The organism is Bacillus sp. RC242, assembly GCF_044908245.1.
GTDB lineage: Bacteria > Bacillota > Bacilli > Bacillales > Bacillaceae_G > Bacillus_A > Bacillus_A mycoides.
In genome coordinates this window covers 306,526-332,012 of record NZ_JBIYCZ010000004.1, presented here as the reverse complement: position 1 = coordinate 332,012, position 25,487 = coordinate 306,526, and the positions used below count along the sequence as shown (strand labels likewise).

Genomic DNA, 25,487 nt, shown 5'->3' with positions numbered 1-25,487 from the left:
GTTACAGTTCTGTTACATCCCAAGAAAAGGTAAACGAGCTCATGTAATTACTTAACCCGAAGCACTTTTCGGTCAAGTTATACAATCAGCTCGTTTATTAATTACGTTTCTTATTTATGCTCCGCTAACCATTCAGCTACTTTTTTTGCGTCTTCACCTTGAATAAGTCCAGGTGACATTGAGCCGCGACCTTTTTTAATAATTTCTTCGATATCTGCAGCGTCATACTTACTGCCTACTTTTCTTAAATCAGGTCCAGTTGCTCCTGATAAATCTTTAGCGTGACAACCTATACAACTTTTTTGGTAAATTTGCTCTGCGCTATCTGTGCTTGCAGATTGTTTTGATGGTTTACTCTCTTCTTTATTTCCACATGCTCCTAAAGCAAAAACGACTGATGTCCCCAGCGTAATAGCCAACAATTTCTTTTTCACTTCTATCGCTCCCCATTGTTGATATTCTTTTCATTCATAACTAGGCAATAGTTTTCATAACACATTCAATATTCATTATAAGCATTATCTTTATATAGAAAAACTAAGGTGTATTTCATATTTTTTACAAATATAGTGAGAAGCCTAATGAAATAAGCTTTCATAAATTGTTTCAATTCTGTGAACACCTTAGAAAGTTCTATAAAGAGCCTTTTTCTCCAATCAAAACTGAGAAATTCTATATAAAGTCCTACTCTATTACCACTTTGTTTTACTATTCTCTACCTTTTACAAAACAATATACGGCATTGTATTCTACATATAATCTCATCAAAAAGAGAAGTTGTCGTTTCCAACTTCTCTTCCTCTTTATTTCATCAATATAAATAAGATAAGCCTCTTTATATCCTCTTGGACCTCAACATGTGCCAACAATTCTGTTGGCTTTTTCTCTTATTAAATACGAGAACGTAAATACGCATCAATAAACGGATTAATTTCTCCATCCATAACTGCTTGTACGTTACCAACTTCTGTATTTGTACGATGGTCTTTCACAAGAGAATACGGGTGGAATACGTAAGAACGGATTTGGCTTCCCCATCCAATTTCTTTTTGCTCTCCGCGAATCTCATCTAATTGTGCTTGTTGTTCTTCTAATTTCTTTTGATATAATTTCGCTTTTAGCATTTTCATCGCATGCTCACGGTTTTTAATTTGAGAACGCTCTGACTGACATGTTACAACCGTGTTTGTTGGTAGATGAGTTATACGAACTGCTGAATCTGTCGTATTAACGTGCTGTCCACCTGCACCACTTGCACGATACGTATCTATTTTCAAATCTTCTGTACGCACTTCAATTTCAACTTCATCATTGAATTCAGGTACAACTTCACAAGATACGAACGATGTATGACGACGACCTGAAGAATCGAACGGTGAAATACGTACAAGACGATGTACACCTTTCTCCGCTTTCAAGTAACCGTAAGCGTTATGACCTTTAATTAATAATGTAACACTCTTAATACCAGCTTCATCGCCCGGTAAGTAGTCAACCGTTTCTACTTTAAACCTACGTTTTTCAGCCCAGCGCGTGTACATACGTAATAACATAGAACCCCAGTCTTGTGACTCTGTTCCACCTGCACCTGGGTGTAATTCTAAAATAGCGTTATTTTTATCATAAGGATCGCTTAATAGTAACTGCAGCTCGTACTCATTCATTTCTTGAATTAAAGTTTTCACTTCAGATTCTAGTTCCTCATGTAAATCTTCATCATACTCTTCTTTAAGTAAGTCATGCGTCATTTCTAAGTTTTCGAACGTCTCATCTAACTGACGGAACCTTCCAACCATATCTTTCAGCGCATTCGCTTCATTAATTACAGCTTGTGCGCCTTGTTGGTCATCCCAAAATCCTGCGCCCATCATCGTTTCTTCTAATTCTGCAATTTGTTTTTCCTTAGTAGGAAGGTCAAAGAGACCCCCTAAAAGCCGCTAATCTCTTAGCCATTTTTTCTAATTCTTGCCTAATTTCTACTAATTCCATTTCCTTCACCTCTATGTAATTGCTGTTACTTTCATATGAAAACAAGGGAAACTCTCTCCGCTTATTACGGAGAGAGTTTAATCCTTTTCATTATACATTTTTGATGTAAAAATTTGCAAAGCAGTCTAAACTACAGTTTCTTATTACTGCCCAATGCCACAACAGTTTTTATGTTTCTTGCCACTACCACATTTACATAAATCGTTGCGTCCCATTTGGTCACCTTTTACAACCGGTTTTTTCTTCGCGTCTTCGCCATCGCTTGATGGATGAACAGCTTCACCTTGAACAACTTCTTGACGCTCTAAGTTTTGCTCAATTTCAGCTTTCATAATGTAACGAGAGATTTCCTCTTCAATAGAAGCGATCATCGACTCGAACATTGCGAATCCTTCCATTTGGTATTCACGAAGTGGATCGATTTGCCCGTAAGCACGTAAATGAATACCTTCACGAAGATGATCCATTGCATCGATATGATCTGTCCATTTCGTATCTACAACACGGAATACAACAACCTTTTCGAATTCACGCGTCTGCTCTTCAGGTAGAAGCTTCTCTCTTTCATTATAACGCTCTAACAATTTCGCGATAATTGATTCGCTCATTTCTTCTGGAGCAAGGCGACGTAACTCTTCTTCTTTTACATCTCCTTCTTCAAGAAGGTTTGTATTTAAGTAATCGACAAGACCTTTAATGCTCCAATCTTCTTCGATTTCTTCTTGCGTATGAAGTGCAACAGCACGTTCTATCGTAGATTTCATCATACCTTCAATAATACTGCGTAAGTTCTCTGAATCCATTACTTCTTGACGCTGTTTATAAATTACTTCACGTTGTTGACGAAGTACATCGTCGTATTGCAATAGTTGCTTACGTGCATCATAGTTATTTCCTTCCACACGTTTTTGTGCAGATTCTACAGCACGAGAAACCATTTTACTTTCGATTGGCTGTGAATCATCCATACCAAGACGATCCATCATCGCTTTCATATTGTCAGAACCGAAGCGGCGCATTAGTTCATCTTCCATTGATAAGTAGAACTGTGTTACACCAGGGTCCCCTTGACGACCAGAACGACCACGTAACTGATTATCAATACGACGGCTTTCGTGACGCTCTGTACCGATAACTGCTAGACCGACGTTTCTAATATCGTCGCCTAACTTAATATCCGTACCACGACCAGCCATATTCGTCGCAATTGTTACAGCGCCTTTCATACCAGCTTCTGCAATGATATCTGCTTCACGCGCATGGTTTTTTGCATTTAAGATATTATGACGTACACCTTTACGTGTTAACATTTTTGAAATAAGCTCTGACGTTTCAATTGCAACTGTACCAACAAGAATAGGTTGCCCTTGCTTATGACGATTTACAATATCCTCAACAACTGCATTGAATTTACCTTCCATTGATTTGAAGATTAAATCAGCACGATCATCACGAATAATATCTTTATTCGTTGGAATTACGATAACATTCATATTGTAAATACTACGGAATTCTTCTTCTTCCGTTTTCGCTGTACCAGTCATACCAGATAATTTTTCGTACATACGGAAGTAGTTTTGGAACGTAATTGTTGCAAGCGTCATACTTTCATTTTGAATTTCTACGCCTTCTTTTGCTTCAATAGCTTGATGTAAACCTTCGCTATAACGACGACCTTTCATAAGACGACCAGTGAATTGGTCTACGATTACGATTTCGCCTTCTTGTACAACATAATCTGTATCAAGGTGCATAACAACATGTGCACGAAGCGCCTGATTAATATGGTGAAGAAGTGCTACATGTTTTAAATCGAATAAGTTATCGATATGGAAAGCTTTCTCAGCTTTCGTAATACCATCTTCTGTTAACATTACATTTTTCGTTTTCACATCAAATGAATATTCTTTTTCATTTTCTAATGTACGAACGAATGCATTTGCAAACATGTATAGCTCTGCTGATTTTTGAGCTTGTCCCGAAATAATAAGCGGCGTACGTGCTTCATCGACTAAAATAGAATCGACTTCATCGATGATAGCAAAATTAAGTGGACGCTGAACGCACTGCTCTCTATATAACACCATGTTGTCACGTAAGTAATCGAACCCAAGCTCGTTATTTGTGCTATACGTAATATCAGCAGCATAAGCAGCTTGTTTCTCTTCACGTGACATACTATTTAAGTTAATCCCTACAGTTAAGCCAAGGAACTCATGAAGTTGTCCCATTTCGCTCGCATCACGTTGCGCTAAGTATTCATTGACTGTAACAACGTGAACACCTTTTCCTGTTAATGCGTTTAAATATACAGGTAAAGTAGATGTTAACGTTTTACCTTCACCTGTTTTCATCTCAGAGATATTTCCTTCATGTAAGGCGATACCACCCATTAGCTGTACGCCATATGGACGCATTCCAAGAACACGATTCGCTGCTTCACGAACAACCGCAAAAGCTTCAGGAAGTAGATCATCTACTGTCTCACCTTTTGTCAGACGTTCTTTAAATTCAATCGTCTTTCCTTTTAATTGTTCATCAGTTAGCGGCTTAATAGATGATTCTAATGCATCAATTTGCTCCACTGTCTTCTGCATACGTTTAATTTGGCGTTGGTTGACATCAAATACCTTTTTTAAAATACCGATCATAGGAAATACGCTCCTCTTTTATTAAAATAAAACTTCCGATTGCTTTCTTTTTCTCTTTACAATCAGTCGTTATAAAAATCAAATTTATGTTATGCCAATTTTTCTCCTAATTAAAAAACTAAAATGTATAAACCTAATGATAATTGTAACACTTGTCTTATAACTATGACAACAATCGTCCAAATGTCGAGCCATAGATTCAGAAAAAGTTTTTATTTTATTTTATTTTTTCCAACAAACTACTATCTCTTCGTTACAAATTTTGTATTAAATCTAAGTAGTATTCTTTCAAGTTCTCTTTTAAAGAAGATGGCTCAATTATTTTTATAGTTTTACCAAAACTAGCTAGATATGAAATGATAAAGTTGATTTCAGCAGGCTCATAAGTTCCTATTAAATATGTATCTTCACATTCTTCCCATAATTTCATCGAAGGATATTGTTGTTGCTTGAATATCTCTATCCCCCTCGCAGTAATTGAGCATTTAAATTGAATAGCTTGTTCAGTTGCCTTCCAAAGACTATGTGCGTTATGTATATTTATATTTTCCAAATCCAGACTATCCTGAGCATCTACCATTTCTAACGACCTAATACGATCACAGCGAAACACTCGATAAGTCGCTTTATCTAAATCGTAAGCCTGACAATACCAATAACCTTTCATTGCATAAATCGAAATCGGCTGAATACGGCGCATTGTCGTTTGTTTCGGCGTTACATAGTTTATAGTTAAAGCCCTATTTTGAACAGCAGCTAACAAAATCTCTTCTAGATAACCACATTCATGTGCTTGTTCCAAATGAAAAAAGGATACTCTTTTTTGCAAGTTTTCAATTTGCTCACGCTGTTTTGACGAAACACTATCTAAAAATTTCTTATTAATGGAACGAAACGAGATTTGAAAAGGAATACTTACAAAACTACTTAGTGCCTGCATTGCAAAATAAAGTGCAAAAACTTCATGATTTGTAAATGAAATCGGTGGTAATGTCATCGTTTTTATTAAACGATACCCTCCATACCGACCATACTCTGCAAAAAGAGGTACACCCATTTCCTCTAATGATGCAATATCACGTAAAGCTGTCCTTTTTGAAATTTGAAATTCATCCATTAAATCTTTCAATGTGAATATTTGTTTTTGATTAATAAAACGTAGCATCTGATTTAAACGCTCAACTTTTTTCATAAACTCTCCCTATAGGTGCCACATATTGGCACCTTATATTTGTATAGTAATAAGTGTAAACATATATGAAGGAGGCAATACAATGAACTTTGAAGTAATCCCTTTTTTATCATTAAATGGGCAAGGTGCTAAAGCAATTGCATTTTACGAACAGTATTTAGACGCAAAAGTTTTATTTAAAAAGAATTATAAAGAAATGAAAGAAATAGATCCGAATTTCACGTATAAAGAAAGCCAAGAACATTATATTACCCATTCCGTTTTACAAATTGGCACTAATAAAATTATGATTGCAGAACAGGCAGTGGATTCCACACGCCCTTGGCAATTAAGTAATAGCTCATCATTATGCATTCAATCTAAAGATTTCCAAACCATTGAAGCACTCTATCACAATCTAATTCAACATGATGAGGTTTATATTTTAACACCTTTTGAAAAAAACTCCTTCAGCCCTGGTTACGCCATTGTGCGAGATCCTTTTGGAATAGTAATACAATTGACCGTTACAAAACATGACTTCTAAATTTCATTACGAATAAGCCATTTAAATTCATATCAATATTACAAGATAGGAAGGCAAAAACATATAAAAAAAGCGCAGCCATTTCGGCTGCGCTTTTGAATGATTATTTTGTTTCGATTAAACCATATTTCCCATCTTTACGGCCATATACAACATTAGTTTCATTTGTATCAGCATTTGTGAAGACGAAGAAATTATGTCCTAGCATATCCATTTGTAAGATCGCTTCTTCAACGTCCATCGGTTTTAAATCGAATCGTTTTGTACGTACAAGTTCTAATTCATCCTCTTCTACCGCATCCAGAACAGCTACTGCTTCTGGAAGGATAAAGTTAGTTTTCACAGAACCTTTTTCACGTAATTTACGGTTTACTTTTGTTTTATGTTTACGAATTTGTCGCTCAAGTTTATCAACTACTAAATCGATAGCAGCGTACATATCGCTATTTGTTTCTTCTGCACGAAGTAATAAATCTGTAAATGGAATTGTTACCTCGATACGTTGCTTGTCAGAGTATACTTTTAAATTAACTTTAATCTCTGGGAATGTATCAAAATAACGCTCTAATTTACTTAGTTTTTTCTCTACATATTCCTTTAATGCTGGAGTTACTTCAATATTTTCACCACGAATGTTGAATTTCATAGATGAATTCCTCCTTTCAAGCCTATGTACTATAATTTCGACATTGGCTTAAAAACTCCTTCTAATTTTTTTGAAAAATTAGTGGAATTGCGATTTTTTTATCGTTTTTTGTTGAAATGAAAAGATGCATCGTTTCTATCTTTATTTTATCCTATTAACATCATGAATAACGAATGTAACTGTGGACAATTAGTTACAGAAAAGAAACAACTTTTTGACAACTTACCCACAACAAAAAAGCCCTTGTTACGAGCAAGAGCTTTCGCCATCTATATAATGCTGCTAAAAATACAGCTCTATCTTTTCCAAAAACTTAATTTTTACAGTTTCACAACATTATCCGCTTGTGGCCCACGTGCTCCATCAACAATATCAAACTCCACTTGTTGACCTTCTTCTAACGACTTATACCCATCTTGTTGAATAGCAGAAAAATGAACAAACACATCGTCACCATCCGCACGCTCAATAAACCCAAATCCCTTTTCTGCATTGAACCATTTTACTCGTCCTTGCATGTTCATTCCATTCCCTTCACTCTTAAAATCAGGGCATTCGCCCCATATTCTGACTATAGCGAATGACAAGACTGTAAGTCAAAGAAGACCTGTCGTCTTTTTATTACCCCTTTCGACATTCACATATTAACCTCTACAAAGCGTCAAACAAGAAACCTCTCTCGCTCCTCGATCATACAAAAGGCTTCCAATTTGCCTAACAGTAATTCCTGTCGTATACACATCATCCACGATTAAAACATGTTGCTCATGAAACATCTCTTCTCCCTGAAAATAAAAAGGATTAACTCCTGATATCCTTTCTTTACGCTTCTTCTTACTTTGTTTTTCTGTTTCAATTCTTCTTAATGATGTACAAAACATTTTGATAGGCAAACAAGAAGCTAGTAACTCCGCTTGATTAAAACCACGCTCGTATTCTCGCGCTTCACTAAGAGGAACAGGAATGGCAACTGAAACATTCGCAAAATATTTTTGAAAAAGACTTCGAAAAGGCTGATGAAAAATACGCACTAATTCAGCATCTCCTCGAAATTTAAACTGTGCTAATATTTCTTTCATCGCTTCATCATACACATACAACGAACGATTTATGAGAGGCGGAAACCCCTGCTCGTTCGTCCACCTTATGCAGTCCATACAAATATCCCCGTTTTTATATTCAGCTGGTACAAGTTCTAAAGGCCGACCACACTCCTTGCAAATATCTCCTATAATATAGGAAAGTTTTTGTTCACATCTATCACATATATACTTTTTATGAAGCTTAACAAAAAAAGTGTACCAACTAATCGCATATGAAATATACTCATCACAAAGTAGACAATGCATCAATCTATCAATCCTTGTTCTTTAGCATTCTTATTCATACTTTGAATATGTTTTTTCGCACGCACCATCGCCTCTGTCTTTCCATAATGAAAATAGATAACATCTCCATGCGGTTCATCAGAGCTTCTGCCAGCACGCCCTGCAATTTGAACGAGAGCACTTTCTGAAAATATTTCTTCCTCAGCTCCTAAAACTGCAACTTGTAAATTTTTCACAGTTACTCCTCGTTCCAAAATCGTCGTTGTAACTAATAAAGGGATTTCTCCTTTTCTGAAAGCTGCTACCTTCTCTTTTCTCGCCGAATCTTCTGCATGCACACCGTCAATTTGATTGTTTAATGATTTTAATAACTGGCTAATTTCTTCTACATATCGCACATGAGGAACAAATAGAAAAATGGGGTATCGTTTCGATAAGTACAGATTTAACCATTGTAATAAAGCACGAGGAATTTTTTTACGTATAACACCCTTTTTCCAATTTCCGCACCACCGAAATATCGGAACTGGCAATGGATGACGATGGTATCGCCCTGAAATAATAACCCCTTTTTGCTTACCACTTCGCAACTTACGCTTCCACTTTTCATCTGGAGTTGCAGTTAAATAAATACGTGCTGCCTTCTCTTTCATCGCTTCGTTTACTGCATACTGCAACATCTTATCTGCATGATACGGAAAAGCATCTATCTCATCTACAATCATGACATGGAACGCCCTATAATAACGTAACAATTGATGTGTAGTTGCAACGATTAACGCCGCATCTTTTTCTCGGTCTAAACTCCCTCCATATAGAGCAGCTACATTTATATTTGGAAACACTGCTTGTAATCTTGGTGCTAATTCAAGTACAACGTCCGTTCTCGGCGTTGCAATACAAACCCTTTCTCCATTTTGTAGTGCCTCTGCAATTCCACGAAACAACATTTCTGTTTTTCCAGCCCCGCACACCGCCCAAATAAAAAATGATTCTTTCTGCTTAACAGCGTCAACGACACTTTGCACAGCTAACTCCTGACCGTCAGACAAAATGCTTTCCCACTGTAACGGATTCAAATAACTTTCTCCGCTTATTTCAGCAATCCCGCGAACAAGTACAGTACATTCACTTACCCTGCCCATCGTTATACATTTCCGGCAATACGTACATACTTTATTGCACCTTTTACATAGCAATGATGCAAATAGTCGCTGCTCTATATTTCCGCAGCGCTGACACATATATTTTGAAGACTTCTTAATTACCCCTTGCACACAAACGACGTCTCGATTCCTTTTCAGATGATCCAATTTATTCTGCAAATCTGAAGAGAGTTCTTCTAACAGTAACTGTCTACCAGCTAACATCATCAATAGCCACCTCCAGCACTACTATAAATCCTTCTCTTTATCTCGTAAAAACTCAAAAAAGCCGATAACCTACTTATAAAATAGTAAGCTATCGACTTTATACACGTTTTTTATTCAATTATAAATCCTATAATCTACCGTAACCTAAGAAATGTTTTTGGTTGTAAGAGCTATTTACACTACCGTAAGTAACACCTGTTGACTCATCAGCAGCATGAATTATTTGACCGCCACCGATGTAAATTCCAACGTGAGATACGCCTTCTCTGTAAGTACCTTGTAAGAAGATAAGATCTCCTGGCTTCGCTTCAGATGCACTAATTTTTTGTACAGAGCTCCATAAGCTTCTTGTATCTTGACGACCTAAACCGTAAACATAAGAGATTAGTCCACTGCAGTCAAAACCACCATTTGAAATTGACGCACTACCCCATACATATTTTAGGCCCACTAAACCTCTAGCTTTTTCAACAACATCCTGTCTGCCACCATCTTGAGTATCCTGAACTGGAACTGGAGTTGGAGCTGGCTTTTTCGCTTCTTCTTTTTTAGGTTCTTCTTTTTGAGCTTGTCCAGCATTGTTTGCTGGAGCAGCTTGTTCTGCAGGCGCTTGCGCTGGTGCAGCTTGTTGAGCTTGTGCTTCTTTAGCAGCTTGTTCTGCTTGTTTTTGAGCAGCAGCTTCTTGTGCAGCTTTTTCTTGCGCTTCTTTTTCAGCGATTTGTTGTAATTTTAATGCCTGTTGTTCAAGCTCTTTCAATTGACCTTCCGTACTTGTCATTGTGGTTACAACTGTATCCATTTTACCGCTTAAATCGTTTACTGCTGTTGCTTTTTTCTCTTTTTCAACGTCAAGTTCTTTCTTAGCAGTTTCAATTTGAGCTTGTGCTTCTTTTAATTCTTTTTGTTTTTCTTTTACTGTCTCAACATCTTTTTTCACGTTCGTTTGATCTTCTTGTTGTGTTTTCATGATATCTTCGTCAGATTCCATAATTTTAGACACAGAAGCTAAACGATCAACTAAATCTGCAACGTTTTTAGAGTTTACAAGAACTTCTGTTACAATGTTCGTATTTGGCTGTTCTTGTAGTGCAACTAAACGTTTTCTTAATAACTCTTCACGTTTTGCAATCTTTGTTTGTAGTTCTGCAATATCTTTATTTTTATTTTCGATTAATTGCTCAGTATCAGAAACTTTTTTTGTTGTTTCATCAAGTTTTGAAGCGTTCTCTTGAACAGACTTATCCAAACCTTGGATTGTTTTGTTTAAGTCATTCATTTGTTTTTGTAATTCATCACGTTCTTGTTGTTGTTTATGTAAAGTATCATTTTGTGTGTTAATTTGTGATTTCACGTCAGAAATTTTATCTTCTGCAAATACATTTGGTGTTAGCCCTGAAAACATTAACCCTGCAACTAATGCGCAAGATGCCATTTTTAGCTTTTTCATTTTATTTTTTACACCGCTTTCTTTTTTCATTTTCCGTATATAACCTATTAAAATTTATACCATAATTCGGGAGTTTTTTTGCTAATGTTACGGTTTTGTAAAATAAATGTAATATTACATTTATCTCTATAGCAAAGTATATCTAAATTTGTATATATATGTAGAATTTTAAGAGCCTTACACCGTTTTTTATAGGATTGAAAAAAACGTAAGGGAACCCCTTACGTTTTGAAAATACTCCAATATGAATGAAATAGAAACGTTACTTCATCCATTTCTCAGCCCAATTTTGGACCTCATCCATAACACTTTCCAACGCTTTCCCTTTATCAGTTACACCGTACTCGATTCTAACTGGTACTTCTGGGTAAACATTACGAACTACAATACCTTCGCCTTCTAATTCCTTTAAACGTTCTGACAACATACGATCGCTCATATTCGGTATAATATCTGCGATTTCTCTGAAACGTTTCGGCTCTTCAAGTAAAGATTTAATAATTAAGCCAGTCCATTTCTTACTAAGCATTGTAAAAGCTGACTCAAACTTTGGACATAAACAAGAATTATGCTCCATATGTTTCACCTCTCTTCTATTATAATATAGTTTCTTGTAAAAAGTAAGTAATAAAACTTTCCTCATTATTTAATTTTACATACATTTTACCATTTCCAAATATTAACTTGTCAAATCCCCGTAAAAAAACCCTCTTCAAGTAAGAGAGCTTTTATATCTTTATCACTTCGTATACCAACCTAAACCAAGCGCACCTTCACCTAAATGCGTCCCAATTACAGCTCCGAAATAACTCGTACGAATTGTAACATGAGGGTATATCTCTTCTAATTCTTGTTTCCATTCATTAGCTTCCTCTTCACGATTCGCATGAATAATAACAGCTTCCATAGGCACACCTTTATTTGCCTGCTCATCAAAGATTTCAACGATACGCTTTAACGCTTTTTTACGCGTACGAATTTTTTCGAATGGAATAATTACTTTATCTCTAAAGTATAATACTGGTTTTACTTGTAACAAACTACCAATAAAAGCTTGTGCACTATTTAATCTTCCACCACGTTGTAAATGATGTAAATCATCCACTACAAAATAAGCATCCATCGTTTGCTTCATTTCATCAAAGCGAGCGATAATCTCTTCTGGGGCTTTCCCTTCACTTACTAATTTCGCCCCTTCACGCACGTAAAACCCTTGTACTTCACAACTAATTTCAGAGTCGTACGTATATACATCAATACCATCTACCATCTGTCCAGCTGCCGTTGCTGTTTGATATGTACCACTAATTCCACTGGAAAGGTGAATGCTAATAACTGCATCATATTCTTTAGATAACTCTTCATATAACTCTAAAAACTTTCCAATTGCTGGTTGCGAAGTTTTCGGAAGTTCTTCTTGTTCACGTACCTTTATATAAAAATCATTTGCTGAAACTTCAGCCTCTTCTTGATAAGATTCCGTTCCAAACACAACGTTTAATGGAATCATATATATATTGAGTTCGTCACGAATATGCTTCGGTATATATGCTGTACTATCGGTAACAATAGCTGTTTTCATTTTCGTACCTGCCTTATAAAAAATTTTTATCCCCTAATTTTACACGAAAACTAGAAAAGGTGCATCCATACATAAAAATGCCGGCTAGAAACTACAATCACTCGCTCGACAAATTACAACAAAAAGATAAAATACTCACCAAAAATTTCAACATATTTGTAAAAAATGTTTGAATATAAAAACGCTCGCTTTTAAAATGTAAAGTACTAGTTATTTTGAAAGATAGGGGCGTATACCATTGTTATTACAATATTTAACAATAAAAGGCTATGGAGAGCACGAAATTGTGATTCAAAAATCAAGATTCATTTGCTATGTGAATCGCGCCACAACGGAAGAGGAAGCTCAAGCATTTATACAAAAAATAAAAAAACAGCATTGGAATGCAACACATAATTGTTCCGCATATTTAATCGGTGAACAAGATCAAATTCAAAAGGCAAACGATGACGGCGAACCGAGTGGCACAGCTGGTGTACCTATGTTAGAAGTATTAAAAAAGCGAGGTCTAAAGGATACTGTCGTTGTCGTCACGCGCTATTTTGGTGGCATTAAACTTGGTGCTGGTGGATTAATTCGCGCATATGGAAAATGTACAAGTGAAGGACTTAATCACGTAGGCGTTGTTGAGCGAAAACTAATGCGCGTTATGGAAACAGAAATTGATTACACATTGCTTGGCAAAGCTGAAAATGAATTACGTAATTCAGAATATAACATTAAAGATATACATTATCTAGAAAACGTCACATTCGATACGTATGTAGAAGAAAATCGAAAACAAGCATTTACGGATTGGATGATTGAATTAACAAACGGGAAGTGTACAATTAAAGAAGGAGATATGTTGTACTTAGAACAAGGTGTTATCTAAGAATAGCTAACGTCTCGCCTTTAAAGATTAATGTAGTGAATTAATTCCCTACAAATGAACTAAGGAGATTATATATGGAAGAACGTTATTATCATCTCCAAAATAGCAGAATAAAAAAGAAACGTAGAAGAAAGTTTTTCTTCTTTCTTATTTTCGCATTTTTATTTGGTAGCGTAGGACTTTATATGTTAAATTCCTACACTTCTCTCATGGGGATGTACAGTGGATTTAGCCGTGAAAAATCTAAATTACGAGCAGAAGATGTGGAAATCACAAAAAAACCTTTCACAATACTAATTATGGGTATTGAGGATTACGCAACAGATGGTCAAAACGGCCGAACAGATTCACTCATGTTCGCGACAGTTAATCCAAACTCAAAAAAGGTTTCACTTATGAGTATCCCACGCGATTCTCGTGTTAAGATTGTTGGCAAAAATAAAGAAGACAAAATTAACGCTGCCCATGCTTACGGTGGAGAAAAAATGGCAATCGACACCGTCGAAGAGTTTTTAAAAGTTCCTGTTGATCATTATATTAAAATTGATTTCCAAGGATTTAAAGGTATCGTTGATGCTGTTGACGGTATTACCGTTGATGTCCCCTTCGATTTCTGGGAACGCTCTGACGTGGATTACTATAAAAAAATCCAATTTAAACAAGGTCAACAGAACTTAAATGGTGAAGAAGCACTCGCATACGTCCGTATGCGAAAGCAAGATCCTAACGGTGATTATGGTCGAGCTGCTAGACAAAGACAAGTACTGGCTGCTGTTGCCCAAAAGCTAAACTCTGCTTCTACCGTATTTAAAATTAAAGATTTAACAAAGGTAGTTGGCAAATATATAAAAACCGATATTCCTATTTCAGACGGACTTGCTCTTTACAATAAAATCTCTGGATTCGACCCTTCTACAATACAAACGTTAAAACTTGAAGGAGAAGACAGAAAAATTGGCGGTATTTATTACTTCCTTCCAGATCCAATCAGTGTAGAGACTGTACGTAACGAAATTGAAAAGGAAATAGGAGAAAAAGCAAAAGTTCCAACAGAGACTACGAAAAATGAGAATACAAATTCCGATTCAAATTCTAACTCCAGCGCAAAAGCAAAGAAGGAGCCGAGTGAGAACAAAACACCACCGCCTCCTCCCCCTTCTACAAATGCTCATGCAGAGTGGATTATGAGGAATCATGAATAAAAAAAGAGCCAAATCGTATACGATTTGGCTCTTTTTATTTCACGCAATTGTTGTTACTTCTTAAAGTGTTGTAAAATCGCTTCTACAATACGCTCAGACGCACGACCATCGCCGTAAGGGTTAGATGCTTTCGTCATCTTATCATGAGCTTCTTTATCAGATAACAACTCATCAGCAAGACCAAAGATTGTCTCTTCATCTGTTCCTGCTAATTTCAGCGTACCTGCTTCGATACCTTCTGGGCGTTCCGTCGTATCACGAAGGACAAGGACTGGCACACCTAGTGATGGTGCTTCCTCTTGTACACCACCAGAATCAGTTAACATTAAGTATGAACGAGCTGCAACGTTATGGAAATCAATTACATCTAACGGCTCAATTAAATGAATACGGCTATGCTCACCTAAAATATCATTCGCTATTTCGCGAACAACAGGATTCATATGAACAGGGTATACAACTTGTACATCTTCGTGCTTATCAACAAGACGCTTAATTGCACGGAACATATTGCGCATTGGTTCTCCTAAATTTTCGCGACGGTGTGCTGTCATAAGTACAAGACGATCATTTCCAAGTTTCTCTAACACCGAATGGCTATAAGTTTCTTTTACAGTTGTCTTCAGTGCATCGATCGCTGTATTTCCTGTTACGAAAATGCGTGACTCATCTTTATTTTCTTTTTGTAAGTTCGTTGCTGATTTTGTTGTAGGTGAGAAATGAAGATCCGCCATTACACCTGTTAGTTGGCGATTCATCTCTTCTGGATATGGAGAATACTTATCCCATGTACGAAGTCCTGCTTCAACATGTCCTACTGGAATTTGATTATAAAAAGCAGCTAAGCTTGCAATAAATGTCGTCGTTGTATCACCATGCACAAGTACGATATCAGGCTTCGCTTCTTTCATTACTTTATCTAAACCTTCTAAACCACGTGTTGTAATATCGATTAACGTTTGACGATCTTTCATGATATTCAAATCGAAATCTGGCGTAATTCCAAAGATATTTAATACTTGATCTAACATTTGACGGTGTTGTGCTGTTACAGTCACAATTGATTCAATCTTTTCTGGGTGCTTTTGCAACTCTAATACAAGAGGTGCCATTTTAATTGCTTCTGGTCGTGTCCCGAAAATTGTCATTACTTTTAAACGTTCAGTCATTTCATTGCCTCTTTTCTTTCACTAGTTAAAACTTCTATTATCGCATATAAAAATATGCATGTGAAAATACATTTTTTAACGCGCCTGAGAAACATTACTATTACAGACGTCTTTTCGCCCAACTGAGTAATAATCTAATCCATGCTTCTCGGCATCCTCATTAGTATAACAATTTCTCCCATCAAATAGAATAGGTTCCCTCATAAGCTGTGCATACTTTGCTAGCGGATAATTTCGAATTGATTCCCATTCTGTTACGATAAAAACTGCATGCGCCTCTCTAATCGATTCATCTATACACTCAGTGTATCGTATCGTATTTCCAAATAAACTTCTTACATTTTGAATAGCTTGCGGGTCATATAAAACCACATCCGCACCTATAGTAATTAATCCATCTATTATAATAAGAGATGACGCTTCCCTAATATCGTCAGTATTCGGTTTGAATGCTGCACCAAGAACCGCAATTCGCTTCTTCTTCATATCTATAATTTTCTTCGCTTTTTCAACTAACAACAACTGTTGTTTATTATTCACTTCAATGACTGCTTTCAACAAGCGAAAATCATGAGAAACATTCCCTGCAATTTGCACAAGTGCTTTCGTATCTTTTGGAAAACAAGATCCTCCATATCCGATGCCTGCATTTAAAAAAGATGCACCAATTCTCTTATCCATCCCCATCCCTGTAGCTACATCTACTATATCTGCACCCACTTGCTCACATATATTAGCAATTTCATTAATAAAACTAATCTTCGTAGCTAAAAAAGCATTAGATGCATATTTAATCATCTCAGCACTTCGAATATCTGTAATATACGTTTGTAAGCTTAATTTGCTGTACAAATTCTCTACTTTCCTTGCCGCTTCTTCACTACATGATCCAATTACGATACGATCACCATGAAAAAAATCATAAATACCAGAACCTTCTCTTAAAAACTCTGGATTCGATACAATATATAATTCATGTCTACCTTGTAGTTTATCCTCAATCCATTCTCTCATTACATCATTTGTCCCTACAGGAACCGTACTTTTCGTAACAACAATAATATCGTTATTCACATATGTTCCAATATCATCACAAGCGCTACGAATATACGTTAAATCTGCTGTTCCATCTAATAAAGATGGCGTTCCAACTGCAATAAATATAAACTCTACATCATTAAATGCCGCTGATTTACTTGCTGTAAAAGTTAAATGATTATTCTCGTATGCTTCATTTATTAATTCATTTAATCCACATTCATAAATAGGTAACTCGCCTTGTTTAATCCGTTCAATTTTCCCACTATTTATATCGAAACATGTGACTGAATGTCCCAATCTCGCCAATCCTACTCCTGTAATCAATCCAACATATCCGGTACCTATTATCGTAATTTTCATTTTCTTTTCGCACAGGAATATACATAAGAAAATATACGAATACATAGAACTCCCCTGTGCTTCCCCCTCTCACACTAAGAATGAGAAAACTCTTTCACTTCTTTATTATATGAATCGTTTTTTTATTATTTTTTAAGATTTTGTAAAGTTAAATGATGCAATATATACAAAATGTAAATTCCCACAATTTAACACGGAACTTACTCATTTTACGTGCAACACTTATAATACTGAAACAAAAGTCATCGCTATATGAGAGGAGAGTACAATGTCATATTACAAGCCACAATATGAAATCAACCTTCTCAAAGGACACAACATTCCATATCCAATTGTCATATATTCTATTCACTCCCCTTTACAGTCAAAAGAAAAAAAGATTGAATTCTAATCTTTTTGTGATACCATATGTTATGAGCCTGTAAACAAACATCATAATTTTCAGATAAATACGATTGAAAAAATTACGTTAAACTATAAAGGGTGGGGTATTAATGGACTCACAAGTGATTTATGCCATTTTGGCATCTTTCATCACTGTACTCGTCGTTACTCCTTTAGTTATTAAATTAGCTTTCAAAATAGGAGCAACAGACAAGCCAAATGCGCGTAAAGTACACCAAAAAATTATGCCTCGTCTTGGCGGGTTAGCAATTTTCATCGGTGTAGCCGTAGGATTTGTTGTCGGTGGATTGTACGAACAAAGAATGTTATCGATAACTTTAGGTGCTATCATCATTGTTATCATCGGGATTTTAGATGATATGTACGAACTATCTGCGAGGGTAAAATTCGGTGGACAACTATTAGTTGCCATCATGATTGTAAAAAGTGGATTATTAGTGCAAGTATTATATATTCCAATTCTTGGAGATACTGAACTCGGATGGCTTGCTTATCCAATTACTGTATTTTGGATTGTAGGTATTACAAATGCCATCAACTTAATTGATGGATTAGATGGATTATCCGCAGGGATTTCATCTATCGTACTTGCAACGCTAGCATATATGGCCTTCACTAGCCCATGGGGTACTGGAGCAGCTATTATATTACCTCTAGCACTGATTACATTAGCAAGTACAATTGGATTTTTATTCTACAACTTCCATCCAGCAAAAATTTTCATGGGAGATACAGGAGCACTATTTTTAGGATACTGTATTTCTGTTATATCGTTACTTGGATTATACAAAAGCGTAACGTTATTCAGTTTTATCGTTCCAATCATTATTTTAGGTGTACCTATATTTGATACGACATTTGCAATTATCCGCCGTATCGTAAATAAAAAGCCTATTTCAGCACCTGATAAATCGCATTTACATCACCGTTTGCTTGCAATGGGATTCTCTCATCGTAAAACGGTACTAATTATTTACGCATTGGGTATTTTCTTTAGTGTAAATGCAATTATTTTCAGTAGTGCAACATTATGGTTATCCATTATTCTTCTTTTCATTTTAATCTTCTTTACAGAAATCATTGCTGAAGTAATCGGTCTTGTACACGAACGTTACAAACCAATTATTTCCTTCTATAAAAAAGTGAAAAAACGCGAAGACTAATTGTAGTATAGCCTTTACTATTATGAAATATTCAAATAGCATCCTCTTTTCATAAGAGGATGCTATTTTTTATTTTTTAATCCTTATTCCCCATTTCCAAAATATAGATTGTTTGAGAGTGCCTCTATTGGAGAAAGATATACGTATAACGAAAAAAGTATCAAATTTTCATTTTTACATCTTGATTGTCAAACTGAGGGTGAATGTTATGATCAAGCGATTACTTCAATGTATAATTTTATTTTTAACTATTACTATGTACGCATCATCGAATACAAAAGCAACTACAGACATTCAAGTAAAAGATTACCAAAGTACTCAAACTACCTCTCCTACAACAAAAATTGCGTACTTAACATTTGATGACGGACCAAATAAATACACACCACAAATTTTAAATATTTTAAAAGAGAAGAACGGAAAAGCAACTTTCTTCGTTATTGGCGGAAAGGTGCCACATTATAAAAAAACGATGGAGCGATTGATTAAAGATGGACATTATATCGGTCTCCATAGTATGTCGCATGATGTAAAACGTCTTTATACTGGCGATCCATCTGTTTTAATTGCAGAAATGGAGCAAACCCAAAGCATTGTCCAGCAAGTTACACATTTAAATACACATCTCGTTCGGGTCCCATATGGTAGCATGCCTTACTTAAAAAAGAATTACCGTGACGCACTCGTATCGGCCCAGTATAAAATGTGGGATTGGACAATTGATACATATGACTGGAAAAGCTATGATAATCCTTCCGCAATACTAGAAAGAGTACGAAATCAAAGCGATGAACAAGTAGAGGTTATTTTAATGCATGATTCTAGTGTCACAGTGCAAATACTCCCAAAAGTAATTGATTATTTACACTCACAAGGATATAAACTACTTCCCTACAATCCATCTTCACATCTCGAAGTGAATTTTTGGAAAGACACAAGATTGTAACAGCTTTAGTGCCTATGTACTAAAGCTGTTTTACCCCGCGTTAACGGGCAATTGGTGAAGGCTAATAATCAGTGGGAATGAACAAAAACCCCACTGATTAAAGTTTCACTTTATTTTTCTCTTCCCACACTTCTCATTTTTGTGTAAAATTTTAAATAGTGATGAAGTTTCGAGGTGAATAGAAATGAAACGAATAGATCTCATTTTTAACGCAATACAAAAAGGGAATTATACAGAAGGTATAACAGCATCAGAAATCGCTACACTTCTACAGTTAGACCGTGCAAATGTTAGTAGCGATTTAAACAAGCTTGTGAAAGATAATCGTTTATTAAAAACGAGTACACGCCCTGTCCGTTTTCATATAGAAACGAACTCTTCATTGGAAACGCATTCAAAAAAAGGCACTTCATTAGATACATTTGCTATTGAAAATACAAGCCTAAAAATTGCAATTGAAAAAGCAAAAGCTTCTATTCTCTATCCTCCAAACGGTATGCATACTTTATTACTTGGAGAAACAGGTGTCGGAAAATCGATGTTCGCTTCTTTAATGCACGAATACGCAATTGAAGTGGAACAACTTCCAAAAGATGCACCTTTTATCGTCTTTAACTGTGCTGATTATGCAAACAATCCACAACTACTACTTGGACAGTTATTTGGGATAAAAAAAGGAGCTTACACAGGTGCCAGTGATCAAAAAGGGTTAATTGAAAAAGCACATGAAGGAATCCTCTTCTTAGATGAAGTACATCGCCTTCCTCCAGAAGGACAAGAGATGCTCTTCACATTTATTGATCGCGGAGTATACCGCCGCCTTGGAGAAACGGAAAATGAACGTAAGGCACGAGTGTTGATTATTACTGCAACAACCGAAGAACCGAATTCATTTTTATTAAAAACATTTACAAGACGTATTCCGATGACCGTTACGCTTCCACCACTTCGTGAGCGAACACATAAAGAACGGTTTGCTTTACTACAGCTATTTTTCACAAATGAAGCAATTCGTCTAAGGAAAGAGATTCATGTTAGTCCAAATACAATGCGTGCTTTCGTCTTTTACAATTGTCCAAATAACATCGGCCAATTGAAAACGGACGTACAAATTGCCTGTGCAAAAGCTTATTCTGATTTCGTAACAAAAAAACGTGATTCTGTCTGTGTTTCAAGTACAGATTTACCTTGGTATATGAAAGAAGGATTATTTATTGAAAGAAAGAGCCGTCATCTATATCAAATACCAAATGAAACATTTGTATTTACAGGTGATGAAGGTTGGAGTAAACATACAATAAAACCCGAAGGAAGTCGCTCTTCTATTTACGATTATATTGATTATAAATATGAAGAACTTCAAGCACGCGGCATTGAAGAGGAAGAATTAGAATTACTAATAGAAAATGATATTCAAAGCTTTTTCGTCCAATACTTTAACCAAATATCTAAAAAAACAAGTCATGAAAATGTTTTTAAAATTGTGGATCGTAATATCGTTTCCGTATGTGAAAAAATTGCGGAACTAGCTGAAAAATATTTATCTAAAACTTTCGATGAAAAAGTATTTCTCGCTTTAAGTTTACATGTACAGACAACTCTACAACGTTTGCAGGGTGGGAAACAAATTCACCATCCACAATTAAATCAAATTCGCACGAAATATAAAGAAGCTTTTTCCGTAGCTATGCAATGTATTCAGCTATTAGAAGAAGAATTACAAATAACAATACCTATTGATGAAGCTGGCTTTTTAACAATGTTCTTCGTTGTTGATCCAATTCCTGCCTCACAAACAGAAGTAAAAGTATTAATATTAGCACACGGTAATGGTATCGCAACAGAAATGGCAAACGTTGCAAACGAACTTCTCGGTATTGATGAAGTAACTGGTATCGATATGCCCTTGCATGAATCACCAAAAGACTTCTTAGAGCGTGTTAAAGTGTATATGAAAACACTTCAAAATGTAAACGGGCTTCTCTTACTTGTTGATATGGGGTCTCTCGCTTATATTGGTGATATATTAGAAACTGAATTCAAAATCCCTGTACGTGTTCTTTCCATGACGAGTACACCACACGCACTAGAAGCAGCTCGAAAAGCTCAACTTGGCTATTCATTAGATGCACTCTACGAAACAGTGAAGAACTTAACGCCGTTCTATTTAAACGTACAGGAAGAAAAGAAAAAGCCACTATCGCCAATGAAATCCGTGATTTTAACAGCTTGTTTAACCGGTGAAGGAAGTGCTTTAGCAATTCAAAAAATGTTAGAGAACTATTTACGCTTTGATAAAGACTTAATTGAAATTATTCCGATTAGCATCGTTCATGAAAAAGATTTAACGAAAATGATCGAGAACATAAAAAAAGAGCGTAATATCATTTGTATCGTCACGAATTTCGATATGCAAATACCTTGCTTAACATATCATTTCCAAGATATTGTGAACTACACAGCTATTCAACCAATTCAAGAATTGATTACGTATGAAGAAACCTATGCAAAAATGGCTGATATTCTTGAACAACAAATGCAGCGTAACGATGGAGCATTACTTATTAAAACAATTCGTTATGCATTAAATACAATTCAAGAATTGATTTCTTTACAGCTAACTCCCGACAGTTTAATGGGTGTGATTTTGCATATGAGCTGCATGGTTGACCGTCTTCAAAAAGGCGAAAGTCTCCTCCCTCATCCTGATAAAGAGAAACGAAGACAAGATGAGTACTGGATGTATATGAAAGTGAAAAAAGCATTGCAACCTATTGAAAATACATTTGAGATACAAATCCCAGATGACGAAGTATTTTATATAATGGACTTCTTCATTAAAAATCAACCTGTAAAAAATTAAACTAGGCAGTTTTTTAAATATATCGACCGTAACACGAATTATATCAGCGATTTTTTAAATATATCGGCGTAACCCGGATTATATCAGCGATTTTCAAAATATATCGATTTACTGACAATAATCGCTAAAATTTGCACCTTATAGCAGAAAAGGCTGTTCCAAAATGTTTTTTGGACAGCCTTTTCGCTTACTTCTTTACTTCCCTTATTCTCCCCCTTATTTCTCCCTTTTTATTAGATTTCGTATTAACATTTACATATACATTTGCTTGCATTATCTCTTGAAACAAGCTGTCAAATGCTCTCCCCTGTAAAGGCCCTTCAAAATCCTCTATTCTAGCTACACCAGTAACGACTCCTTCATTCACACTAATTCCTTGCTCTAACGGACCAAACAAACTTAAAATAACTGGACCAATTTGATTCGCTTTTCCTAAATGAATTTGGCATGACGTGATTTTTTTTATATTTTTTAATATGACCCGATATTGCAACTTCTTTAAATCTTCACTAAAAATGAGCTCTGTTACACCGTAAGCTTCTGTATTTACAGGAGGTACTTCCCTCTTTCCTGTTAACCTAGCAAAGAAATGTGTTGTCATACGGGCATTCTCCTCATATAAATTTCCCAGCACTACTTCTACTACTTTATGGTTTAGACATAATCATTTATGACTTTTTCAAATTTTAATTACGAAGAAAAGATTCACACAATCTTTACATTAAAATCGTTTCTTTTGCTTTACTCCCTCTTGTATAATGCACTTAGAAAAACAGTCTAGGAGGAAATTTTGAAAAATAATAACTACTCTTTCCAATCATTAATAGAGATTTTTCTCGTATCATTTAAATTAGGACTTACTTCATTTGGTGGTCCCGTCGCCCATCTTGGTTATTTTCATCATGAATACGTGCAAAAAAGAAAATGGATGGATGAACGAAGTTACGGAGACTTAGTAGCACTATGTCAATTCCTTCCTGGCCCTGCTAGCAGCCAAGTCGGTATGGGAGTTGGCTTATTGCGCGGCGGATTATTAGGAGCCATTATTTCATGGATCGGATTCACTCTCCCATCTGTGCTCGTTTTAGTTTTCTTCGCTTCATTTCTTAACCAATTCGAGCTTGGAAGTACTGGCTGGATTCACGGACTGAAACTTGTAGCGGTCGCAATTGTCGCTCATGCAATATGGGGAATGGCTCAAAAGTTAACACCAGACCGAAACCGTGCAACAATCGCAATTGCAACTGCCGCAATCGCCCTATTATGGCCAAGTAGCTGGACACAAGTAATTCTCATTATAGTATCTGGTTTCATCGGTTGGTTTTTATATCGCGATCAACCAGTTAGCCAAGCTCATAAAATAAACGTACCTATTTCAAAAATGGTAGCCATATCTTGTCTCGTCTTATTCTTCGGACTATTAATACTGTTACCGATGTTACGACCATACTCTTATTTCATCTCTTTATTTGACAGCTTCTATCGCTCTGGTGCACTTGTATTTGGCGGAGGGCACGTCGTACTTCCTCTTCTTGAAAGTGAGTTTGTACAAAACGGGATGATGACAAAAGAACAATTTCTTGCTGGATACGGATTAACACAAGCAGTGCCAGGGCCACTATTTACATTCGCTTCTTATATAGGAGCAGTGCTAAATGGAACCGCCGGAGCAGTTGTTGCAACGATCGCTATCTTTCTTCCTGCCTTCCTGCTCGTTGTTGGCGTTTTACCATTTTGGGACAGTGTAAGGAGATTATCTTACATACAAGGTGCACTACTTGGAGTAAACGCAGCCGTTGTCGGCATTTTACTTGCAGCTTTTTATGATCCAATTTGGACGAGTACAATTATGAATTCTGTAGATTTCGTTTTTGCTTCTCTTCTATTTTGCTTACTCGCTTTTTGGAAAACACCACCTTGGGTTATCGTTATACTCGGGGCCTTCGGTGGATATGTTCTATCCATTTTGTAAGCACAAAAAACGACGGCCCCATTTAGCCGTCGTTTGCCTATTAAAACTTCACAAGCTCCATTCCCTCAGGCAACTCACTCTCCGTTAAAATACGCAACTCTTTCACGCGATCCATTACGTAAGAAGAACGCTTCACAAGCTCTGGGTCAATATAAGCTGGATGCACCATAATTTCTACCGTTTGCTCATCCTGTACTCTTTCTTTTAACTGCACAAAGTAATCTTCCGTCACACCGTCAGCGTAAAAGTCACTGTAAAACACATCTGAAAATGGGCGCACCGCTCGCTCTTCTTCACAACGACGAATTGGAACATTATACTTAGCCGCTAATCTCTCAAGAACGTCATGTAAAAGCGGTAATCCATGCACGTGATGATGACTATCTAAATGAGTTGGTGTTAATCCGTAAGATAAAAACTTCTCAATTTGAGCAGTCCATTCTTTTTCTACCTCTTCTGGATTTATATTTCCTTCCCATACAACACTTTGTTTATGAAACAATCCATCGCTACTTACAAGTGATGGAACGTCTTTAAGAAGCGGTTCTCCTGCCGTTAATACGAGATGAACTCCTACTCCTAACGTTTTATACTCTTTCGCTAAGCGTACGGCATGCTCTGTCCCTGGCATATTCATCATCATCGTCGTTGAATTTACAATCCCGTTTTTATGTCCATCAATAATTCCGTAATTTGTACCTTCCGTAAGACCGAAATCATCTGCATTTACAATTAGTTTAATCATCGCAATACCTCCT

At 36.1% G+C, this 25,487-nt stretch carries 21 protein-coding genes and 1 pseudogene; 7 read left to right on the top strand and 15 right to left on the bottom strand.

Going from position 1 to position 25,487, the window contains the following annotated elements:
- Window positions 1-110: 110 nt before the first annotated feature.
- The 4 genes from cccB to ABH957_RS10705 all read right to left on the bottom strand — a co-directional run bounded on the left by cccB (window position 111) and on the right by ABH957_RS10705 (window position 5,832).
- The gene (gene cccB / locus ABH957_RS10720; RefSeq protein ID WP_002089600.1) at window positions 111-434 is read right to left on the bottom strand and encodes a cytochrome c551; all 324 of its coding nucleotides are present in this window, start codon (window positions 432-434) and stop codon (window positions 111-113) included.
- Window positions 435-890: 456 nt separating this feature from the next.
- Window positions 891-1,989 (bottom strand): peptide chain release factor 2 gene (prfB, locus tag ABH957_RS10715; RefSeq protein ID WP_100248371.1). Its coding sequence is split into 2 segments (ribosomal slippage): window positions 891-1,916 and window positions 1,918-1,989, totalling 1,098 coding nucleotides; the frame shifts between segments, so codons are not numbered across the junction.
- A gap of 143 nt (window positions 1,990-2,132) precedes the next feature.
- Window positions 2,133-4,640: a preprotein translocase subunit SecA gene (secA, locus tag ABH957_RS10710; RefSeq protein WP_404511181.1), complete on the bottom strand. Its 2,508-nt coding sequence runs from the start codon at window positions 4,638-4,640 to the stop codon at window positions 2,133-2,135.
- A gap of 253 nt (window positions 4,641-4,893) precedes the next feature.
- Window positions 4,894-5,832, bottom strand: a complete 939-nt coding sequence (locus ABH957_RS10705; protein ID WP_085312788.1) for a helix-turn-helix transcriptional regulator — start codon at window positions 5,830-5,832, stop codon at window positions 4,894-4,896.
- A gap of 82 nt (window positions 5,833-5,914) precedes the next feature.
- On the opposite strand from ABH957_RS10705, the gene ABH957_RS10700 reads away from it, so the two are divergent.
- Window positions 5,915-6,358 carry a VOC family protein gene (locus tag ABH957_RS10700; protein ID WP_002139133.1) on the top strand — a complete coding sequence of 148 codons (444 nt, stop codon included), beginning with the start codon at window positions 5,915-5,917 and terminating at the stop codon, window positions 6,356-6,358.
- 103 nt (window positions 6,359-6,461) lie between these two features.
- On the opposite strand, the gene hpf is transcribed toward ABH957_RS10700, so the two are convergent.
- The 7 genes and pseudogenes from hpf to ABH957_RS10665 form a co-directional block, all read right to left on the bottom strand.
- Complete coding sequence (hpf, locus tag ABH957_RS10695) at window positions 6,462-7,004, bottom strand: ribosome hibernation-promoting factor, HPF/YfiA family (RefSeq protein WP_000671183.1); 543 nt, start codon at window positions 7,002-7,004, stop codon at window positions 6,462-6,464.
- A 320-nt stretch (window positions 7,005-7,324) separates the two neighbouring features.
- Window positions 7,325-7,522: a cold shock protein CspC gene (gene cspC / locus ABH957_RS10690; protein WP_404511197.1), complete on the bottom strand. Its 198-nt coding sequence runs from the start codon at window positions 7,520-7,522 to the stop codon at window positions 7,325-7,327.
- 126 nt (window positions 7,523-7,648) lie between these two features.
- Window positions 7,649-8,353, bottom strand: coding sequence for a ComFC family protein (locus tag ABH957_RS10685; RefSeq protein ID WP_404454619.1), 705 nt, complete (start codon window positions 8,351-8,353; stop codon window positions 7,649-7,651).
- Window positions 8,353-9,702 carry an ATP-dependent helicase ComFA gene (gene comFA, locus ABH957_RS10680; protein WP_404511179.1) on the bottom strand — a complete coding sequence of 450 codons (1,350 nt, stop codon included), beginning with the start codon at window positions 9,700-9,702 and terminating at the stop codon, window positions 8,353-8,355. The genes ABH957_RS10685 and comFA overlap by 1 nt, the downstream gene beginning before the upstream one ends.
- Before the next feature lie 130 nt (window positions 9,703-9,832).
- Window positions 9,833-11,276, bottom strand: a pseudogene (locus ABH957_RS10675) (C40 family peptidase).
- Between the two features lie 138 nt (window positions 11,277-11,414).
- Window positions 11,415-11,729 carry a winged helix-turn-helix transcriptional regulator gene (locus tag ABH957_RS10670; protein ID WP_002089608.1) on the bottom strand — a complete coding sequence of 105 codons (315 nt, stop codon included), beginning with the start codon at window positions 11,727-11,729 and terminating at the stop codon, window positions 11,415-11,417.
- A 162-nt stretch (window positions 11,730-11,891) separates the two neighbouring features.
- Entirely contained in the window at window positions 11,892-12,734 is an 843-nt protein-coding gene (locus ABH957_RS10665; protein ID WP_002016143.1) for a DegV family protein, read from the bottom strand.
- A gap of 238 nt (window positions 12,735-12,972) precedes the next feature.
- Between ABH957_RS10665 and ABH957_RS10660 the strand changes: the two genes are divergently transcribed.
- Window positions 12,973-13,608 carry a YigZ family protein gene (locus tag ABH957_RS10660; RefSeq protein ID WP_404454622.1) on the top strand — a complete coding sequence of 212 codons (636 nt, stop codon included), beginning with the start codon at window positions 12,973-12,975 and terminating at the stop codon, window positions 13,606-13,608.
- Window positions 13,609-13,682: 74 nt separating this feature from the next.
- Window positions 13,683-14,810 carry an LCP family protein gene (locus ABH957_RS10655; RefSeq protein WP_002016146.1) on the top strand — a complete coding sequence of 376 codons (1,128 nt, stop codon included), beginning with the start codon at window positions 13,683-13,685 and terminating at the stop codon, window positions 14,808-14,810.
- Window positions 14,811-14,863: 53 nt separating this feature from the next.
- Here the strand turns inward: ABH957_RS10655 and wecB are convergent, their stop codons facing one another.
- Window positions 14,864-15,979: a non-hydrolyzing UDP-N-acetylglucosamine 2-epimerase gene (gene wecB / locus ABH957_RS10650; RefSeq protein ID WP_002034751.1), complete on the bottom strand. Its 1,116-nt coding sequence runs from the start codon at window positions 15,977-15,979 to the stop codon at window positions 14,864-14,866.
- 75 nt (window positions 15,980-16,054) lie between these two features.
- Window positions 16,055-17,425 (bottom strand): UDP-glucose dehydrogenase family protein, encoded by a 1,371-nt coding sequence (locus ABH957_RS10645; RefSeq protein ID WP_404511177.1) that lies wholly within the window; start codon window positions 17,423-17,425, stop codon window positions 16,055-16,057.
- A 449-nt stretch (window positions 17,426-17,874) separates the two neighbouring features.
- On the opposite strand from ABH957_RS10645, the gene ABH957_RS10640 reads away from it, so the two are divergent.
- The 3 genes from ABH957_RS10640 (at window position 17,875) to ABH957_RS10630 (ending at window position 22,757) form a co-directional block, all read left to right on the top strand.
- Window positions 17,875-18,948: a glycosyltransferase family 4 protein gene (locus tag ABH957_RS10640; RefSeq protein ID WP_002068377.1), complete on the top strand. Its 1,074-nt coding sequence runs from the start codon at window positions 17,875-17,877 to the stop codon at window positions 18,946-18,948.
- A gap of 208 nt (window positions 18,949-19,156) precedes the next feature.
- The gene (locus ABH957_RS10635) at window positions 19,157-19,894 is read left to right on the top strand and encodes a polysaccharide deacetylase family protein (RefSeq protein WP_107887206.1); all 738 of its coding nucleotides are present in this window, start codon (window positions 19,157-19,159) and stop codon (window positions 19,892-19,894) included.
- Between the two features lie 184 nt (window positions 19,895-20,078).
- Complete coding sequence (locus ABH957_RS10630; RefSeq protein ID WP_404491487.1) at window positions 20,079-22,757, top strand: sigma-54-dependent transcriptional regulator; 2,679 nt, start codon at window positions 20,079-20,081, stop codon at window positions 22,755-22,757.
- Between the two features lie 187 nt (window positions 22,758-22,944).
- Here the strand turns inward: ABH957_RS10630 and exsM are convergent, their stop codons facing one another.
- On the bottom strand, window positions 22,945-23,358 hold the full coding sequence (exsM, locus tag ABH957_RS10625; RefSeq protein ID WP_404491486.1) for an exosporium regulatory protein ExsM: 414 nt from the start codon (window positions 23,356-23,358) through the stop codon (window positions 22,945-22,947).
- A 189-nt stretch (window positions 23,359-23,547) separates the two neighbouring features.
- Between exsM and ABH957_RS10620 the strand changes: the two genes are divergently transcribed.
- On the top strand, window positions 23,548-24,729 hold the full coding sequence (locus ABH957_RS10620; RefSeq protein ID WP_404491484.1) for a chromate transporter: 1,182 nt from the start codon (window positions 23,548-23,550) through the stop codon (window positions 24,727-24,729).
- A 40-nt stretch (window positions 24,730-24,769) separates the two neighbouring features.
- On the opposite strand, the gene chbG is transcribed toward ABH957_RS10620, so the two are convergent.
- On the bottom strand, window positions 24,770-25,474 hold the full coding sequence (gene chbG / locus ABH957_RS10615; protein ID WP_404491482.1) for a chitin disaccharide deacetylase: 705 nt from the start codon (window positions 25,472-25,474) through the stop codon (window positions 24,770-24,772).
- Window positions 25,475-25,487 lie beyond the last annotated feature (13 nt).

Excerpts from the sequence above, each read along its gene's own strand:
- secA (WP_404511181.1), bottom strand. The coding sequence starts at position 4,640 with ATGATCGGTATTTTAAAAAAGGTATTTGATGTCAACCAACGCCAAATT.
- ABH957_RS10705 (WP_085312788.1), bottom strand. The coding sequence starts at position 5,832 with ATGAAAAAAGTTGAGCGTTTAAATCAGATGCTACGTTTTATTAATCAA.
- ABH957_RS10700 (WP_002139133.1), top strand. The coding sequence starts at position 5,915 with ATGAACTTTGAAGTAATCCCTTTTTTATCATTAAATGGGCAAGGTGCT.
- hpf (WP_000671183.1), bottom strand. The coding sequence starts at position 7,004 with ATGAAATTCAACATTCGTGGTGAAAATATTGAAGTAACTCCAGCATTA.
- cspC (WP_404511197.1), bottom strand. The coding sequence starts at position 7,522 with ATGCAAGGACGAGTAAAATGGTTCAATGCAGAAAAGGGATTTGGGTTT.
- ABH957_RS10685 (WP_404454619.1), bottom strand. The coding sequence starts at position 8,353 with ATGCATTGTCTACTTTGTGATGAGTATATTTCATATGCGATTAGTTGG.
- comFA (WP_404511179.1), bottom strand. The coding sequence starts at position 9,702 with ATGTTAGCTGGTAGACAGTTACTGTTAGAAGAACTCTCTTCAGATTTG.
- ABH957_RS10670 (WP_002089608.1), bottom strand. The coding sequence starts at position 11,729 with ATGGAGCATAATTCTTGTTTATGTCCAAAGTTTGAGTCAGCTTTTACA.
- ABH957_RS10665 (WP_002016143.1), bottom strand. The coding sequence starts at position 12,734 with ATGAAAACAGCTATTGTTACCGATAGTACAGCATATATACCGAAGCAT.
- ABH957_RS10655 (WP_002016146.1), top strand. The coding sequence starts at position 13,683 with ATGGAAGAACGTTATTATCATCTCCAAAATAGCAGAATAAAAAAGAAA.
- wecB (WP_002034751.1), bottom strand. The coding sequence starts at position 15,979 with ATGACTGAACGTTTAAAAGTAATGACAATTTTCGGGACACGACCAGAA.
- ABH957_RS10645 (WP_404511177.1), bottom strand. The coding sequence starts at position 17,425 with ATGTATTCGTATATTTTCTTATGTATATTCCTGTGCGAAAAGAAAATG.
- ABH957_RS10640 (WP_002068377.1), top strand. The coding sequence starts at position 17,875 with ATGGACTCACAAGTGATTTATGCCATTTTGGCATCTTTCATCACTGTA.
- ABH957_RS10635 (WP_107887206.1), top strand. The coding sequence starts at position 19,157 with ATGATCAAGCGATTACTTCAATGTATAATTTTATTTTTAACTATTACT.
- ABH957_RS10630 (WP_404491487.1), top strand. The coding sequence starts at position 20,079 with ATGAAACGAATAGATCTCATTTTTAACGCAATACAAAAAGGGAATTAT.
- exsM (WP_404491486.1), bottom strand. The coding sequence starts at position 23,358 with ATGACAACACATTTCTTTGCTAGGTTAACAGGAAAGAGGGAAGTACCT.
- chbG (WP_404491482.1), bottom strand. The coding sequence starts at position 25,474 with ATGATTAAACTAATTGTAAATGCAGATGATTTCGGTCTTACGGAAGGT.